This is a genomic window from Bacillus gaemokensis (assembly GCF_001590835.1).
GTDB classification, from domain to species: Bacteria; Bacillota; Bacilli; order Bacillales; family Bacillaceae_G; genus Bacillus_A; species Bacillus_A gaemokensis.
In genome coordinates this window covers 900669-917455 of sequence record NZ_LTAQ01000001.1, presented here as the reverse complement: position 1 = coordinate 917455, position 16787 = coordinate 900669, and the positions used below count along the sequence as shown (strand labels likewise).

Here is a 16787-nt window from a genome sequence, read left to right as displayed (position 1 = left end):
TCCAATGGATCGGTTTTTCGTCATTAACGAGAGTAGAACTCTACGATTAACGCTTCGTTGATTTCAGCAGCTAACTCAGCGCGCTCTGGTAAGCGGTTGAAAGTAGCTTCTAATTTATCAGCATCGAAAGTTAAGTATTCTGGTACGAAGTTGTTAACTTCGATCGCTTCTTTAACAACAACAAGGTTGTTAGATTTTTCGCGAACGCTGATAGTTTGGCCAGGTTTTACGCGGTAAGATGGGATGTCTACGCGAGCGCCATCTACCATGATGTGACCGTGGTTTACTAATTGGCGAGCTGCACGACGAGTGCGAGCTAAGCCCATGCGGTAAACTAGGTTATCAAGACGAGCTTCAAGAAGGATCATGAAGTTTTCACCGTGTTTACCTGACATTTTACCTGCTTGGTCAAATGTGCGACGGAATTGACGCTCAGTCATGCCGTACATGTGACGAAGTTTTTGTTTCTCTTGTAATTGTAAACCGTATTCTGAAAGTTTCTTACGTTGGTTAGGACCGTGAGGACCTGGTGCGTAAGGGCGTTTTTCTAATTCTTTACCTGTGCCGCTTAGAGAGATTCCAAGACGACGAGACAGTTTCCAAGCTGGACCTGTATAACGAGCCATAGTTGACTCCTCCTTTAAGTGTTTTTATTTTCGTAAAATAAAAACAGACGTAATCGACATTTATGCGCATTTTGTTTTCATGTACCTTCGCTCCAGCAGCAGGGAGTTACGAGATACACCTCAAGATAGAGGAACAAAATACAAACAATAAACTCACATTACAAGGCTGCCTTTTTATTTTACACAAACGCTATTATATCTTTTGGATGAGATTTCGTCAAGTGAGTTCGTGTTTTGTTTTATGTATGTAAAATTTGGAAATGAAAAGGAGGAATTCAAAATAATATAAAAAAAGAATTGCAACACAAAGAAAACGTTTACATAAAATAGAGATATAGGGGGGATGTTGGCATGAAAACGAAACATATTGAGACATTGTTGATTCATCATGGATATGATTCGAAAGTGCATAGGGGAAGTTTAACGCCGCCACTATTTCAAACGTCAAGTTATACATTTGAAACAGCCCAGCAAGGAGAAGCAAGTTTTGCTGGGCAAGATCCATCCTACATGTATTCAAGACTTGGAAATCCAACTGTGGAAGTATTTGAAGAACGTATGGCAGCTTTAGAAGGAGGCGAAGCAGCGCTAGCTTTTGGTTCAGGAATGGCGTCTATTTCTGCGACGCTTCTTGCATGTTTACGTGCTGGAGATCATATTATTTGTTCAAATGGATTGTACGGATGTACGTATGGTTTTTTAGAAGTGTTAGAAGAGAAATTTATGATCACTCATTCATTGTGCGAGATGGAAACAGAGGAAGAGATTCATGGGGAAATTCGTTCGAATACAAAATTGATTTTTGTGGAAACACCAATTAATCCAACAATGAAGCTTATCGATTTAGAGAAAGTTATTAAAGTAGCGAAACAAAATGACCTGCTCGTCGTTGTCGATAATACATTTTGTTCACCTTACTTACAAACGCCTCTTGCAATCGGTTGTGATGCTGTTCTTCATAGCGCTACAAAATATATTGGCGGTCATGGTGATGTTGTTGCAGGAATTACAGTTTGTAAAACGAAGGAATTAGCTGAAAAAATTCGTCCGATGCGAAAAGATATTGGCGGGATTATGGCCCCTTTTGATGCCTGGTTGTTGTTAAGAGGCTTAAAGACATTAGCTGTAAGAATGGATCGGCACTGTGAGAATGCAGAGAAAGTAGTAGCCTTTTTGAAGAATCACGAAAGTGTTGAAGAAGTTTGGTATCCAGAAGGAGAAATAGCGTCTCGCCAAATGAAGCGTGGGGGCGGTGTAATTTCATTCTCTATAAAGGGAGGAAAAGAGGAAGCACAGGCGTTTATGAATGCATTGCAATTTATTACAATCGCGGTAAGTCTTGGTGACACTGAAACGTTAGTGCAACATCCTGCAACGATGACGCATGCTGCTATTCCAGCGGAGATTCGCCATGAAATGGGGATTTACGATAATTTAATACGCTTATCCGTCGGCTTAGAATCGTGGGAAGATATAGTCTCTGATCTAACAAGTGCGCTGCAGGAAAGAAAAAATACATTTTCTCATGTGAATGGGGATTGAAAAAACGAGCCATCAATGGCTCGTTTTTTTTACATATGTTTTAGGAGCGTTTCCACAAATTTCTCTAAATAGTGCTGATCCAATTCGTCGAAACGATTTTTTTCAGGACTATCAATATCAAGCACACCGATGACATTACCTTCTTTTATAATCGGTACAACAATTTCAGAATTAGAGGCGCTGTCACAAGCGATATGTCCAGGGAACTGGTGAACATCTGCAATGAGCTGAGTTGTTTTTGTTTCAGCTGCTACGCCGCAAACACCGCGTCCAAATGGAATGCGAACACACGCAGGCATTCCTTGAAATGGTCCAAGTACAAGTTGCTTTCCTTCGGTTACATAAAAGCCAACCCAGTTAATGCGATCTAAAAATTGGTTTAGTAGTGCGGAGGCATTTGCTAAATTTGCGACTACATTTGATTCGCCAGTTAACAATGCATCAAGTTGTTTGACCACTGTTTCGTATTGCTGCGCGCGGGATCCTGCATAACTTTCTTTTGTAAACATGGAAACGTCACCCTTTCTATCGAGAAATGTAAAATCATAGCAAAACACGCTGTATTTCACATGACTTTGTCGATAGAAAATTAAAGGAATTTGTCTTAAAAGTCAAGAAATTTAAACTATAGCTGTTCAGAGTGAGAGGAAGTGAGCGCATGAAGCAGACGAAACAAAAGGTAATTGATGCGGCAATTTCATTGTTTTATACGAAAGGGTATGATGGGACGTCGGTGCGTGACATTGCAAAGCGGGCGGATGTGAATGTGGCTAATATTTCGTATTATTTTGCTGGAAAGCAAGGTTTATTAGAACAGCTCATTACTGATTTTCTAGAAGGATATATTCATGTAATTGAAATGTCGTTTGGACAAAGGGAGTACGTGTCAGCTAAAGAAGTGATGAATCAAATTGTCAGAGGGATTTTACGATATCAATTTGAGAACCGAGAACTAACGCGTTTCTTTTATCGAGAGCTTTCATTAGATACAACGTTAATTCGAGAAGTAATGACCATTTACTTTTCTAAAGAAAGGTATTATATAGAGCAAATTATTAAACAAGGACAAATGCAGCAAGAGTTTCAAAAGGTGTCGTTTACAATGTTTATGACGCAGTTAAAAGGCATGATTAATATGCCGTATTTATATCCGCAATATATATCGGAAGTACTGCATTCATTTCCGTCGGAGACATTCTTTTTGGAAATGTATACGAAGGAAATCGAGCAATGGATGGAACAAATATTATGTGGAACACATATGTATTATCCTTTGCCAAGAGCAGTTCATATATAAAATATCCCCACCTCATGGAATAAGGTGGGGATATTTTATAATGCCACTTCTTGTTTTGTAACTGACTTCTCTTGCTGCCATAAGTTGTTACATAGTAAAGCAATAATCGTAAGCCCCGCTCTAATTACTTTAATTGGATCGATTGTATAACCGCGGGAAATCGATCCGAATAAACAAGTAAGTGTCGTATAGCGAAGTGGAGACAAAGCGGGGGAATACACTGTTATTACAGTTGTTACAGTAAACAATCGCAAATTCTTAATAAAGAAATTATGTAAAAGTGTAGAGGCAGAGGGAAAAGGAAATCCAGAAAATTTTAGAAGCAATATTACAAGTGCAACAAAAGAAACATGAAATTTTAAAAAAACTAGGTCAAAAACAAGCCATTACATGGTATGATTAGTACATTGTTAGTTGTTAAATATAGGGGTTTTCCCTTTTTATACATAACGCCTTCCATTTCATAAACGGAACGGACAAAAAAAGAGATATAGTAGGAGGCTTTTTTGCATGGATTCTATCCTAACGATCGTTATCATCGTAGTAAGCTCTATTCTAGTGCTGCTTATGATAGAGCTTGTGATAAGAAATCGTTTATATAAAGATATTGAAGCACTTGAGCAGTGGAAACGAGAAATAAAAGATAAGCCTGTTGCCGATGAATTGAAACGGGTTAAGGATTTAAATATGACGGGCCAAACAGAAGAACTGTTTGGAAAATGGCGTGAAGAATGGGATGAAATTGTTACAAACCTTCTACCAAAAGCTGATAAAACTTTGGAAAGTGCAAAAAAGTTAGCCTCACAATTTTCCTTCCGAAAAGCAAAAAAATTGATGAGTGAATCCATTGTTGATTTAGATGAAGCGGATAACCGCATTACGGAGATTTTAAACGAGCTTCAACAATTGCTAGAGAGCTATGAGAAAAATAGTTCTGAAATTGAAGGTTTACGTGATACATACCGTAGTATGAAAAAGAGTGTACTTGCTCATCGTCATATGTTTGGTCTATCTGAGAAAAACATTGAAGAATTACTGGATGTAGAATCAAATAAGTTCCAAGCGTTCGAAGAAGCGACATTAAATGGTGATTATTTAAAAGCGCGAGATATTGTGAAGAGTTTGGAAGAAGGATTAGCAAACTTAGAAGTTATCATTCATGAAGTTCCTGATCTATTAGTAGAGTGCCAAGCAACACTGCCAGTACAATTAGATGACTTGTTACAAGGTCATGATGATATGAAAAGACAAGGATATGTATTAGATCATTTGGAAATCCCTAAAGAAGTAAGAGCTATGAACAAACAACTACAAACATGTTTGATTGATTTACAAGAGCTTCATATAACAGAAGTTAATGGGAAAATAGAAGACTTAAAGAAACGTTTAGATACGCTGTATGATCAATTAGAGCAAGAAGTGCATGCGAAGCACTATGTAGAGAAAAAATCAGTTGCTGTTTACGAGGATTTAGAGCAAATTCATGAACAAGCAATAGAAACAAAGTCAGAAACACACTTTGTAAAGCAGAGCTATCAATTACAAGATAAAGATATCGAATCACAGAAATTAATTGAAAAACAAATGCATATTTTAATGAAACGCTTTGAAGTGTTGCAATTACGTGTTGCGGAGCAAGATATTGCATTCTCTGTTATTCGTGAAGAACTTGAAGAGATTTATGAGCAATGTGAGACATTGAAGGTACTCCATGCGGAATATAAAGAGATGTTACAAACAATGCGTAAGGAAGAATTTGAAGCGCGTGAGAAGCTACAAGAAATGCGCAATACGATTATAGAAGCGAAACGCTTTATGCAAAAGTCTAATTTGCCAGGTCTTCCTGATAGCATTATGGAAGATTTACAACGAGGACAAGAAGCAATGCAAGGTGTTTATACGCAATTAGAATTAAAACCATTGAATATGAATGTTGTAAACAGCATGTTAGAAGAAGCATATAGAGTTGTAAATGGTGTATTTGAAATGACACAGGAATTAATTGGACAAGCGTATTTAGTAGAAAAATTAATTCAATATGGTAATCGCTACCGCAGTCATGACGAGGCGCTTGCGCAAAGCTTAGATGATGCAGAGAGATTGTTCCGTGAATATGAATATGATGCAGCTTTAGAACAAGCAGCTTCGGTTTTAGAACAAATGGAACCTGGTGTTGTTCAAAAAATTGCTGAATTTGTGGATAACGAACAAACCCCTTGATGAAAAAGGGGTTTGTTTTTTTGTATCGGATCTGTGTAATTTTAGGGATGATATTGCTATAATGAATAGCGGAATACGCTGAGTATGTTTAGCGTAATTGCTCGTATTTGTGATATGATTATATGATGTGACAGCGCTGAAAGGGGAAGAACGATGATCTATTTTGATAATAGTGCGACGACGAAACCGTATCCAGAAGTCCTTCAATCTTACGTAACGGTTGCAGGGAAATATTTTGGGAACCCTTCTTCTATTCATTCGCTTGGTGGAGAAGCAGAGCGGTTATTAACACAATCGAGAACGATTGCAGCGCAAATCCTTCATGTTAAGCCTTCTGAGATTATTTTCACATCAGGTGGAACGGAAGGAAATAACCTTGCGATTAAAGGAATAGCGATGAAAAATCGCTCTCGTGGTAAGCATATTATTACAACGAATGTTGAACACGCATCTGTGTTTGAAGCATATAAGCAATTAGAAGGGCTCGGCTTCGATGTAACTTATTTACCTGTAAATGAACATGGTGTTGTATCGGTACAGGATGTAAAACGAGCGCTTCGTGAGGATACAATCCTTGTTTCGATCATTCATGTTAATAATGAAACAGGGGCGATTCAACCTGTTTCTGAAATCGGTGAATTGTTAAAAGGTTATCCAAAAGTAAGATTCCATGTGGATCATGTACAAGGGATTGGAAAAGTACCGCTTGATCTATATGCTTCTCATATTGATCTTTGTTCGATATCTGGGCATAAATTCCATAGTGTAAAGGGAACTGGACTTCTATATGTACGCGATGGTGTAAGGATAGATCCAATTTTATCCGGTGGTCAGCAGGAACTTCGTTATCGCTCGGGTACAGAGAACTTACCTGGTATTGTAGCGATGGTAAAGGCACTGCGAATGACAATGGAACATATAGGGGAAAAGATTGCCCATTTACAGAAGTTACAAGCAGAATTAGTACGCTTCTTTAAGGAAATGGATGATGTGACAATGAATACATCGCTTACGTATGCAGCACCGCACATTTTAAATGTATCGTTTGTCGGCTTAAAACCAGAAGTAGTGGTACATGCTTTAGAAGAACGTGATGTATATGTATCAACAAAATCAGCTTGTTCTTCCAAAGCAAATGAAGTGAGCCGTGTGTTAGTATCGATGGGAGTGCCACATGCTGCAGCAGCAAGTGCCATTCGCATTAGTTTAGCGCCGGAAAATACAATGGAAGAAGTAATACAATTTGAAGGCATTATAAAAGAAACATTGCCAAAATTATATGAAGTGATGAGGTAAAGAAATATGATGACATATGAATATATTTTAGTTCGTTATGGTGAAATGACGACAAAAGGAAAAAACCGTTCTAAGTTTGTTAGTACGTTAAAAGATAACGTTAAATTTAAATTAAAGAAGTTCCCAAATATCAAAATCGATGCAACACATGATCGCATGTATATCGAGTTAAATGGTGAAGATCATGAGGCAATTGCAGACCGATTACAAGATGTGTTTGGTATTCATAAGTTTAACTTAGCGATGAAAGTACCTTCAGAATTAGAAGAAATTAAAAAAGGTGCACTTGCTGCTTTCTTACAAGTCAAAGACGATGTGAAAACATTTAAAATTACAGTGCATCGTTCTTATAAGCGATTCCCAATGCAAACGATGGAGTTACTTCCGGAGATTGGTGGTCATATTCTAGAAAATACAGAGGACATTACAGTAGATGTTCATAATCCAGATGTGAATGTTCGCATAGAAATTCGTAGTGGTTATAGCTATATTATGTGTGATGAGCGCATGGGAGCTGGTGGATTACCAGTTGGTGTTGGCGGTAAAGTAATGGTTCTTCTTTCTGGTGGTATCGATAGCCCAGTCGCTGCCTTCTTAACGATGAAACGTGGTGTATCAGTGGAAGCAGTTCACTTCCATAGTCCACCATTTACAAGTGACCGTGCAAAACAAAAGGTAATTGATTTGGCACAAGAGTTAACGAAGTACTGTAAACGTGTAACGCTTCACCTTGTACCGTTTACTGAAGTGCAAAAAACAATTAATAAAGAAATTCCATCTAGCTATTCTATGACAGTTATGCGTCGTATGATGATGCGTATTACAGAGCGTATTGCAGAAGAGCGTAACGCACTTGCCATTACAACTGGTGAAAGCCTTGGACAAGTAGCAAGTCAAACGTTAGATAGTATGCATACGATTAATGAAGTAACAAACTATCCAATTATCCGTCCGTTAATTACGATGGACAAGCTAGAAATTATTAAAATTGCAAATGAAATTGGAACGTATGATATTTCTATTCGTCCATATGAAGATTGCTGTACAGTATTTACACCAGCAAGCCCATCGACAAAACCGAAGCGTGAAAAAGCAAATCGCTTTGAATCGAAATATGACTTTGCACCACTGATTGAAGCAGCTGTTGCGGGTGCAGAAAAAATGGTATTACAAACAGTAGAAGTGGCTGAAGAAGAACAATTTGAAGATCTTTTCTAAAACCATAAATTACCATCATTAGATATGTATGAAGTCATATGGTTTATCACACTCTATACTCACAAGGAGGTGATACCATATGGCAAGAAGCACAAATAAATTAGCGGTTCCTGGTGCTGAATCAGCATTAGACCAAATGAAATACGAAATCGCTCAAGAGTTCGGTGTTCAACTTGGAGCAGATGCAACATCTCGCGCTAACGGATCTGTTGGTGGCGAAATTACAAAACGTCTAGTTTCTTTAGCAGAACAACAATTAGGCGGTTTCCAAAAATAATCCCATATATCATGGCTTAGAAGGAGCGGGTTTCCCCGCTCCTTCTTTTTGTCGAAGTATCGCTGAAAAATTTGTCAAAAGAAGTAGGTTTAAAATTAACTGAAAATTCTTTATTATAGAAGGGAGGCATAGTGACAAAGGAGGATGTTTATGAATAGAGAAGAATTGTTAGCACCGCCGTCTTATAACTTAGTTGCGGAGATAGAGAAATATGCAAATGAAAAGCAGAAACTTGCTTTAATTTGGCAAGATGACGAAGGGAATAGACGAGAGGTTACATATCTTGAATTAATAAAAGGTGCGAATAAAATTGGAAACGCTTTTATAAAGAGTGGTCTGCAAAAAGGGGACAAGCTTCTCATTATGATGCCGCGCCTAATTGAAGCATATATAACGTACATTGCAGCAATTAAGGCGGGATTCGTAGTGATTCCAAGTTCAGAGATGCTTCGGAAGAAAGATATTGAATATCGTATTCGCCACGGAGAAGTAAAAGCAATCGTCAGTTATGAACCGTATATCCGGCAATTTGAAGGTGTAGAAATGATGGAGTCTCTTCAAAAGTTCGTATTGAGCGAGCGGTCGGTAGACGGCTGGATTAACTTACAAGATGCGCTAGAAACAGAAAGTGATGAATTAGAAATCGCTAAGACAGACCGAGAAGATATGGTCTTTTTATCCTATACATCAGGGACGACAGGGAATCCAAAAGGCGTTGTTCATACGCATGCCTGGGGCTATGCACATTTGCGTACAAGCGCTCCGAATTGGCTCGGAATCGAGGAGAATGATGTTGTATGGGCAACTGCTAGTCCAGGGTGGCAAAAGTGGATTTGGAGTCCATTTTTAGCAACGCTCGGTTCTGGAGCAACAGGATTTGTGTACCACGGTAAATTTGAGCCGAAAACATATTTACAGTTATTAGATGATAATAAAGTGAATGTACTTTGTTGTACGCCGACAGAATATCGTTTAATGGCAAAGGTAGAGAACTTAAAGCGGTATAATTTAGAAGCTTTACATAGTGCCGTATCAGCAGGAGAGCCGTTAAACCGAGAGGTAATTGAAACATTCCAAAATCATTTTAACGTCACGGTTCGAGATGGCTACGGACAAACAGAAAATACGTTGCTAGTTGGCGTTATGAAAGGGATGGAGATTAGACCAGGATCAATGGGGAAACCAACTCCAGGCAATCATGTAGATATCGTAAATGAAGAGGGGCAGCCTGTATCTGTAGGAGAAGTCGGTGATATTGCTGTCCATATTGATACACCCGCACTCTTTAAACAATATTATAAAGATGATGAACGGACGGCGATGCAATTCCGTGGTGATTACTATATTACAGGTGATAAAGCGAAAAAAGATGAAGACGGTTATTTTTGGTTTGAAGGCCGCGGAGATGATATTATTATTAGCTCGGGCTATACAATTGGACCATTTGAAGTGGAAGATGCGCTTGTAAAACATCCGTATGTGAGAGAATGCGCAGTAGTCGCAAGTCCAGATGAAATTCGCGGAAGTGTCGTAAAGGCATTTATCGTATTAAGAGAGAATATAGAAGAGACAGAAGAAGCATTAATTCCTATACTCCAAGAACACGTCAAACAACTAACTGCACCATATAAATATCCTCGGAAAATTGAATTTGTCGAAGAATTACCAAAAACAATTTCAGGAAAAATTCGCCGCGTTGAACTGAGAAAACAAGAAATGGAACTTCCATCAAAGTAAGAAATATGTATGAAAATGAAGAGAGAAAATAGTTGAATGAAATATGACACGTATGATATCATAAAAACAGAACTTATGTTCTGGTTTTATGTGTGATAAATAATAAAAAACTTAAAAAAGAGGTGTCTTTTATGATTTTAGGTATTAACCCGTATTTAGTTTTGGATGGTAATGGACAAGAAGCAGTTAAATTTTATGAGCATGCGTTAGATGCAAAAGTTGAAATCATTCAAACGTTTGGAGAAATGCCTGAAAGTCCGGAATTCACTGTTCCAGATGAAGTGAAAGATCGCGTTTTACATGCACATTTGAAAGTTGGTAATACGGAACTTATGATTTCTGATACATTCCCAGGTAAACCGTACGAAATTGGATCACAAGTAACGATTGCTATCAGAATGAATGATTCAGAAAAAGCAAAAGAAGTATTTGAGAAATTGCAAGATGGTGGTGAGGTTTTAATGCCACTTCAAGAAACTTTCTGGAGTCCAGCGTATGGACAAGTGAAAGATAAATTTAATGTAGAATGGCAAATCTCAACAGTCGCTGTTGATAATAATTAATTTTTGGAAAAAGCACCATGTTATGTGAAGTGGTGCTTTTTTTCTACGCTTTGATTTCGTAGACTAGAAAGAAAAGGGGGCTGAGAAGATGGGAGAAATTTGGTACGGCGGACATATTTATACGATGAATGAAGAAAACGAAACGGTTGAAGCTGTTTACGTAGAAGGTGGAATGATTATAGATGTAGGTAATAAAGCGGACTTAGAGAGTCGTTATGGGCCTGAGAAGGTGCGGCATCTAGAGGGGAAAACGATGATTCCAGGTCTTGTTGATAGTCATATGCACCTCATCGGACATGGGGAAAGATTACTTCGATTGGATGTGTCATCTTGTACATCTTATAAGGAAGTGCTAGAACTCGTTGCAGGGCGGGTGAAAGAAACCCGAGAAGGTACATGGATTATCGGTGAAGGCTGGAACGAAAATAATTTTATAGATACAAAAAATGTTCACGTACGTGATTTAGAGGCCATTTCTAAAGAACATCCCATTTTATTAAAACGTGTTTGCCGTCATGTTACATGGGTGAACTCTTACATAATTGAAAAAGCGAATATAACAGCAGAAATGCCGGATCCAAAAGGCGGGAAGATTGGCCGCGGCGTTTCGGGTGAACTAACAGGGTTATTGTATGAGCAGGCACAAGATTTAATCAAGCACGTTCAGCCAGAAATCAATGAAGCGTATTTACAAGGTGCATTGCAAACAGCCATTCAAGACTGCTGGAAGTATGGTCTAGTAGGAGGGCATACGGAAGATTTAAACTATTACGGTGGTTTTCAAAAAACATATAACGCTTTTTCACACGTGATAAAGAAAATGCCATTCAAAGCTCATTTACTTGTACACCATGAAGTAGCAGAGGAAAGAAAAGAATATGAGAACCAGCATTATATCGAATTTGGAGCGATGAAGGTTTTTTCAGATGGCTCTTTTGGCGGAAGAACAGCTTTACTAAGGGAGCCATATGAAGATGCGAAAGAAACAAATGGTGTGGCAATTTTTTCTCGAGAAGAACTTGCAGAGTTAGTGAAAAAGGCGCGTAACTTGCATATGCCAGTTGCGATTCATACAATCGGAGATTTATCACTTGAATATGTCATTGATGCGCTGGAGTTATATCCGCCTGCAGAAGGATTGCGTGACCGTATTATTCATTGTCAGCTCGTTCGTGAAGAGCTAATTGAACGCATGAAACAGTTGCAAGCCATTTTAGATATTCAACCGATATTTGTTTCTTCTGATTTCCCGTCAGTAATTGAAAAATTGGGGGAGCGTCGTCTTCGGTATGCGTATGCTTGGAAAACATTGCTCGGTGCAGGGCTACATTGCAGCGGTGGATCGGATGCGCCAATTGAGCAAGTAAATCCGCTTTTAGGAATATATAGTGCAGTAACGCGGAAAAGTTTTATTGATGGAACAGGTTACATACCAGAAGAAAGACTATCAGTATTTGAGGCTGTTTCCTTATTTACGATAGGAAGTGCTTATGCAATTGGAAAAGAGCACACACGTGGTAAAATTGCGAAAGGATATGAAGCGGACTTTACTATAATAGACCGTGACATATTTAAAATCGAAGCAGAAGAAATAAAAAACATACAAGTTGTCGCAACTATAATAGATGGTCAGACGGTCTATCAAAAATAATATCGGCGGTTCGACATGATATATCGGCGCAAATTCAAATATATCGACCGTTTCTCAACATATATCAGCGATTCGACACGGAATATCGACCGTTCGACAATAGATGCCACGTGAATCCCAAAAAAGAGTGCCAGGAAATCTTCTGGCACTCTCTTTTGCTTATAAAAACGTTCGCTGTACTTTTTCCCAGAACGAATTGTTTTTTAATTTTACTGTTTTAATTTGTCTATCACTTAAACGTACAACGGCTTTTTCGACTTGTTTAATGCTAAGAGCTTCATTGTCCATTCCAATAACTGGATAGTCATTGCCGCCTGGAGCAAGTTTTAAAGTTAATGTGCGTTCGTGATTTAAGATGAAAGGTGATCCAAGTGTACGGTATGTGTTGTTATTTAAAGAAGCAAGCTCGCTTATTTGGAAGCATGGAATTAATGGATCGACCACCGCACCATGCAATGATTTATTATAAGCTGTACTTCCTGTTGGTGTAGAAATAACTAGACCGTCTCCTCTAAACGTTTCGAAATATAAATCATCAACGTACACATCCACTACGAATGTTTTGATGATGCTAGAGCGTAAAGAAAACTCATTTAAACAATAGAAAGATGTGTCATGATCCACATCTATTTGAATTGTTGGATATTTTCGCACTTCAATTTCATTTTTTGTAATTTCTTGAAGGGCTGTATCGACATGATCAATATGGAAATCGCAGTAGAAAGAAATTTCATCTTTCGTAGAAACTCCCGCATATAAGCAATCTTCCCTAAAGCCTGTTTTACGAACAGCTTGTAAGAAGGTTCCATCATCACCGACACTAACGATAGCGTTTGCATTTTTTGGATGATCTAATATGGTAAATCCATTTTCCTCTAGAATACGATATATTGGCTTCATTTTTTCGACAAGCGTTGCTTTGTCATCACCATAAAAGAAAAATAAATTACGACGATCTGCCATTGTGTATCCCTCCATTGCAGTTAAATTTAACATTGTGCTTCATCAGAAAGCAATCCTGATAATATGCTCAAATAGTATATTTCGATATAAAATGTCAAAATCCCTCTTTATTTTTAGAAAAGTTTCTATATTCAATTTCATTCTGAATTGTTTAATCCTGTTTGAAACTGTCGATAATGGATATGGAGTGAAAGGGTGGTACAAATGAAGTGGCTTGCAATTGGAATTGGGATTGTTATATTACTTATTTTAATTGTGTTGTTGTCAAAAATATCGTTGAAAGTGACGTTCTTATATTCAGAAATGGAGAAGCAATGTTTGTTTCAAGTGAAAATATGGATGATCGACTATACGTTTGATGTTTTAGAAAGAATGGAAAAAATGGAAAAAAAGACTGAACAAAAAATTGAAAAAGCGGAAGAAGATGGCGGTATTGAAAATAAAATAATGGCACAACTTGATACTATCGGAGAATTGATAAAAAGGTTGCAAGAGATCCATACTATTACTAAAGATTTTCTAAAAAAAGTGAAAATCAATAGTTGGAAATGGCAGTCTCAAATTGGAACGGGTGACGCAGCTAGTACTGGAATTGTAACCGGATATGCTTGGGGAACAAAAGGAATGGCTGCCGGAGCCTTGGGGCAGTATATGCATATTGTAGATATACCAGAATTTGAGATTACACCTGTTTTCCAAGGAAAGGGATTCGCATCTAAATGTGAATTAACAGCATCCTTTCATATATATCGCGCCATAAAAGCCGGAGTTACATTACTCATGTTTATGAGGAAACAAAGATCTGGTATAACAGAAAAACCTGTTCAAACATAGGGGGGATAGAATGGACCATCCAATTCAAGATTTAATGACGACAGCAATGCAGAATTTAAAACAAATGACGGATGTAAATACAATTATTGGTGATCCAATTAAGGCTGCTGATGGAAGCGTTATTCTAACGGTTTCTAAGGTGAGTTTCGGTTTTGCAGCAGGTGGAAGCGAATTTGGCAGAGTTGAAAATTCTGGTCGCCATCCATTTGGAGGAGGTAGCGGTGGTGGTGTTTCCATTAACCCTGTTGCCTTCCTTGTGATTAATGGAGATGGTGTGAAAGTGTTGCATTTAGATAAACAAACACATGTGATTGATAAAATAATTGAATTAGCACCACAAGCTGTCGATAAAGTGAAGGAAATGATGGAGAAGCGAAAAGGCGAGGCGCCTGAGTTTGAAATCTAACAGATAAAGAAGCTAATCCAGTGGTTAGCTTCTTTATTTTTTGTAAATAAAGCGATTTTGTTTGCATTATATAGAAGGACAAACTATCATTTACAGTGTACATATTTTGTTTAAATAAGGGAGGATTTTTAAGTGGCAAACGTAACTTTTAAAGGTAACCCAATCACTTTAGTTGGAACAGAAGTTAAAGTTGGCGATCAAGCGCCAAACTTTCAAGTGCTAGCAAATGACTTATCTCCAGTAAGTTTAGAAACATACAAAGGTGAAGTAAAATTAATTAGTGTTGTACCATCTATCGACACAGGTGTATGCGATGCGCAAACTCGTCGTTTTAATCAAGATGCAGCTGGTATTGAAAACGCAAAAGTATTAACAATTAGTGTTGATTTACCATTCGCTCAAAAACGCTGGTGTGCAGCAAACGGTTTAGAAAACGTAGCAACACTTTCTGACCACCGCGATCTTTCATTTGGTGAAGCTTACGGCTTAGTAATGAAAGAGCTTCGTTTACTTGCTCGTGCAGTATTCGTAGTAGATAGCAACGATAAAGTAGTTTACGTAGAATACGTAAGCGAAGGTACAAGCCATCCAAACTATGAAGCAGCATTAGAAGCAGCAAAATTGGCGAAGTAATGAAAATGGCCTCTATTTAGAGGTCATTTTTTAATATAAGGCATGTCGTATATTGTAGAACGGTCGATATCCTGTGTCGAATCACCGATATATTGAAAAAACCGCCGATATAATTTCCCAAAAGAAAAAGCAGCCTTAATCGAGGTCGCTTTTTCTTTTGGGAAAAAATCAGATTGCCCCGCATTAACGGGCAGTAAAGCTCCTACCTCAAGGTGCAGTAACACAAAGAAGCTAGTTGGGAGATAAACTGCCCGTAAATGCCCGATTGGTGAAGGCTAATAATCAGTGGGGGATGAAGAAACCTCCCCACTGATTAAAGTTTCACTTTATGGTATGATATAAGTTATGTGTATTTGACAGAAGGAGGAATGTTTGTGAGTCAGGCAGTAGAAACATTATTTTCTATTTTTGATTCTTCTACCGTAATTTTACGTAAAGAATTAGATGTAACATATTTAGAAGCGCTTGTGGAAACGGGAGATAACCTGTTTGAAGGATCAATTTTACAAGAAGAATTATCGGAATCAACAATTGAACGGTTGAATCGTGAATACAGTAAATTTAATGAAGAAACATATAAAAGTGAAGAAATTCGCAAAGCATTTCAGCTTGCCATTTTAAAAGGCATGAAAGAGGGCGTACAAGCCAATCATGAAATGACGCCTGATGCAGTTGGTATGTTTATGAGTTATTTGTTCCACAAATTTATGAAGGATCAAAAAGAAATCACGGTTTTAGATCCTGCTATTGGAACAGGGAACTTAATGACGACAATCTTTAATGGTACGCAAGAAGGAACAACGATAAATGGATTTGGTGTAGAAGTGGATGACTTGCTTGTTAAACTTGCCTTAGTGAACGCAAATTTACAAAAGCAAGCAATTGAGTTTTTCAATCAAGATGGATTAGCACCTTTATATATTGACCCAGTTGATGCAGTTGTTTCGGATTTACCAATCGGTTATTACCCAAACGAAATGGGTGCAAGTGAATATACTTTAAAAGCGGATGAAGGAATGTCTTATGCGCATCACTTGTTTATTGAACAAAGTGTGAAGCATACAAAAGAAGGAGGATACTTATTCTTCTTAGTACCAAACTTCATTTTTGAAAGTGATCAAGCACCAAAACTGCATGCTTTTATAAAGGAAACGAGCTTTATTCAAGGACTATTACAGCTTCCTGTTTCCATGTTTAAAAACGAGAAAAATGCAAAAAGTATATTTGTTCTCCAAAAGAAAGGACCGAATGTAACAATGCCAAAACAGGCATTGTTAGTGGAATTACCTAAGTTTTCCAACATGATGGCAATGGAGAATATCATGACTCAATTAAATAGCTGGTTTGCAACACATAAATAATCGTATATGTAACAGTGGTATCTGTTTATATAGTACAGTTTTATATTGTGTCCCATGACTTTGAATATATACAAGATAAAAATTGAATTTTTTTAAATCTGTAATATATATTTTTTCTTGGTGTTACAATTTTTTCACTTGAAATATATGTCGGACGATGTTT

Annotated in this window: 17 protein-coding genes; 13 read left to right on the top strand and 4 right to left on the bottom strand. The window is 37.7% G+C overall.

Features of this window, described 5'->3' with window-relative positions:
• Window positions 1-23: 23 nt before the first annotated feature.
• Window positions 24-626, bottom strand: coding sequence for a 30S ribosomal protein S4 (gene rpsD / locus AZF08_RS04820; protein ID WP_033674202.1), 603 nt, complete (start codon window positions 624-626; stop codon window positions 24-26).
• A 351-nt stretch (window positions 627-977) separates the two neighbouring features.
• On the opposite strand from rpsD, the gene megL reads away from it, so the two are divergent.
• Entirely contained in the window at window positions 978-2168 is a 1191-nt protein-coding gene (megL, locus tag AZF08_RS04815; RefSeq protein ID WP_033674200.1) for a methionine gamma-lyase, read from the top strand.
• 29 nt (window positions 2169-2197) lie between these two features.
• On the opposite strand, the gene AZF08_RS04810 is transcribed toward megL, so the two are convergent.
• The gene (locus AZF08_RS04810) at window positions 2198-2677 is read right to left on the bottom strand and encodes a GAF domain-containing protein (RefSeq protein ID WP_033674198.1); all 480 of its coding nucleotides are present in this window, start codon (window positions 2675-2677) and stop codon (window positions 2198-2200) included.
• A 149-nt stretch (window positions 2678-2826) separates the two neighbouring features.
• Between AZF08_RS04810 and refZ the strand changes: the two genes are divergently transcribed.
• Complete coding sequence (refZ, locus tag AZF08_RS04805) at window positions 2827-3465, top strand: forespore capture DNA-binding protein RefZ (protein ID WP_033674196.1); 639 nt, start codon at window positions 2827-2829, stop codon at window positions 3463-3465.
• Between the two features lie 35 nt (window positions 3466-3500).
• Here the strand turns inward: refZ and AZF08_RS29640 are convergent, their stop codons facing one another.
• Entirely contained in the window at window positions 3501-3713 is a 213-nt protein-coding gene (locus AZF08_RS29640) for a hypothetical protein (protein ID WP_153019478.1), read from the bottom strand.
• A 262-nt stretch (window positions 3714-3975) separates the two neighbouring features.
• Between AZF08_RS29640 and ezrA the strand changes: the two genes are divergently transcribed.
• From ezrA to AZF08_RS04770, 7 genes are all read left to right on the top strand, one after another.
• Window positions 3976-5685, top strand: a complete 1710-nt coding sequence (ezrA, locus tag AZF08_RS04800; RefSeq protein WP_033674194.1) for a septation ring formation regulator EzrA — start codon at window positions 3976-3978, stop codon at window positions 5683-5685.
• Window positions 5686-5838: 153 nt separating this feature from the next.
• On the top strand, window positions 5839-6981 hold the full coding sequence (locus AZF08_RS04795; RefSeq protein ID WP_033674192.1) for a cysteine desulfurase family protein: 1143 nt from the start codon (window positions 5839-5841) through the stop codon (window positions 6979-6981).
• 6 nt (window positions 6982-6987) lie between these two features.
• Window positions 6988-8199 (top strand): tRNA uracil 4-sulfurtransferase ThiI, encoded by a 1212-nt coding sequence (gene thiI / locus AZF08_RS04790; protein ID WP_033674190.1) that lies wholly within the window; start codon window positions 6988-6990, stop codon window positions 8197-8199.
• Window positions 8200-8278: 79 nt separating this feature from the next.
• Window positions 8279-8476, top strand: a complete 198-nt coding sequence (locus tag AZF08_RS04785; RefSeq protein WP_000124490.1) for an alpha/beta-type small acid-soluble spore protein — start codon at window positions 8279-8281, stop codon at window positions 8474-8476.
• A gap of 150 nt (window positions 8477-8626) precedes the next feature.
• Complete coding sequence (gene mbcS, locus AZF08_RS04780; RefSeq protein ID WP_033674188.1) at window positions 8627-10213, top strand: acyl-CoA synthetase MbcS; 1587 nt, start codon at window positions 8627-8629, stop codon at window positions 10211-10213.
• 131 nt (window positions 10214-10344) lie between these two features.
• Entirely contained in the window at window positions 10345-10776 is a 432-nt protein-coding gene (locus AZF08_RS04775) for a VOC family protein (RefSeq protein WP_033674187.1), read from the top strand.
• An 88-nt stretch (window positions 10777-10864) separates the two neighbouring features.
• The gene (locus AZF08_RS04770; RefSeq protein ID WP_033674185.1) at window positions 10865-12427 is read left to right on the top strand and encodes an amidohydrolase; all 1563 of its coding nucleotides are present in this window, start codon (window positions 10865-10867) and stop codon (window positions 12425-12427) included.
• Window positions 12428-12586: 159 nt separating this feature from the next.
• Here AZF08_RS04770 and AZF08_RS04765 read toward each other — a convergent pair whose 3' ends face one another.
• Window positions 12587-13390, bottom strand: coding sequence for an NAD kinase (locus AZF08_RS04765; RefSeq protein WP_033674183.1), 804 nt, complete (start codon window positions 13388-13390; stop codon window positions 12587-12589).
• A gap of 195 nt (window positions 13391-13585) precedes the next feature.
• Between AZF08_RS04765 and AZF08_RS04760 the strand changes: the two genes are divergently transcribed.
• From AZF08_RS04760 to AZF08_RS04745, 4 genes are all read left to right on the top strand, one after another.
• Window positions 13586-14224, top strand: coding sequence for a DUF2953 domain-containing protein (locus AZF08_RS04760; RefSeq protein WP_033674181.1), 639 nt, complete (start codon window positions 13586-13588; stop codon window positions 14222-14224).
• 10 nt (window positions 14225-14234) lie between these two features.
• Window positions 14235-14630, top strand: coding sequence for a GerW family sporulation protein (gene ytfJ / locus AZF08_RS04755; RefSeq protein ID WP_033674179.1), 396 nt, complete (start codon window positions 14235-14237; stop codon window positions 14628-14630).
• Between the two features lie 132 nt (window positions 14631-14762).
• Entirely contained in the window at window positions 14763-15263 is a 501-nt protein-coding gene (gene tpx, locus AZF08_RS04750) for a thiol peroxidase (protein ID WP_002173762.1), read from the top strand.
• A 374-nt stretch (window positions 15264-15637) separates the two neighbouring features.
• Complete coding sequence (locus tag AZF08_RS04745; RefSeq protein ID WP_033678822.1) at window positions 15638-16624, top strand: class I SAM-dependent methyltransferase; 987 nt, start codon at window positions 15638-15640, stop codon at window positions 16622-16624.
• The last annotated feature ends 163 nt before the right edge of the window (window positions 16625-16787 follow it).

Excerpts from the sequence above, each read along its gene's own strand:
- rpsD (WP_033674202.1), bottom strand. The coding sequence starts at position 626 with ATGGCTCGTTATACAGGTCCAGCTTGGAAACTGTCTCGTCGTCTTGGA.
- megL (WP_033674200.1), top strand. The coding sequence starts at position 978 with ATGAAAACGAAACATATTGAGACATTGTTGATTCATCATGGATATGAT.
- AZF08_RS04810 (WP_033674198.1), bottom strand. The coding sequence starts at position 2,677 with ATGTTTACAAAAGAAAGTTATGCAGGATCCCGCGCGCAGCAATACGAA.
- refZ (WP_033674196.1), top strand. The coding sequence starts at position 2,827 with ATGAAGCAGACGAAACAAAAGGTAATTGATGCGGCAATTTCATTGTTT.
- ezrA (WP_033674194.1), top strand. The coding sequence starts at position 3,976 with ATGGATTCTATCCTAACGATCGTTATCATCGTAGTAAGCTCTATTCTA.
- AZF08_RS04795 (WP_033674192.1), top strand. The coding sequence starts at position 5,839 with ATGATCTATTTTGATAATAGTGCGACGACGAAACCGTATCCAGAAGTC.
- thiI (WP_033674190.1), top strand. The coding sequence starts at position 6,988 with ATGATGACATATGAATATATTTTAGTTCGTTATGGTGAAATGACGACA.
- AZF08_RS04785 (WP_000124490.1), top strand. The coding sequence starts at position 8,279 with ATGGCAAGAAGCACAAATAAATTAGCGGTTCCTGGTGCTGAATCAGCA.
- mbcS (WP_033674188.1), top strand. The coding sequence starts at position 8,627 with ATGAATAGAGAAGAATTGTTAGCACCGCCGTCTTATAACTTAGTTGCG.
- AZF08_RS04775 (WP_033674187.1), top strand. The coding sequence starts at position 10,345 with ATGATTTTAGGTATTAACCCGTATTTAGTTTTGGATGGTAATGGACAA.
- AZF08_RS04770 (WP_033674185.1), top strand. The coding sequence starts at position 10,865 with ATGGGAGAAATTTGGTACGGCGGACATATTTATACGATGAATGAAGAA.
- AZF08_RS04765 (WP_033674183.1), bottom strand. The coding sequence starts at position 13,390 with ATGGCAGATCGTCGTAATTTATTTTTCTTTTATGGTGATGACAAAGCA.
- ytfJ (WP_033674179.1), top strand. The coding sequence starts at position 14,235 with ATGGACCATCCAATTCAAGATTTAATGACGACAGCAATGCAGAATTTA.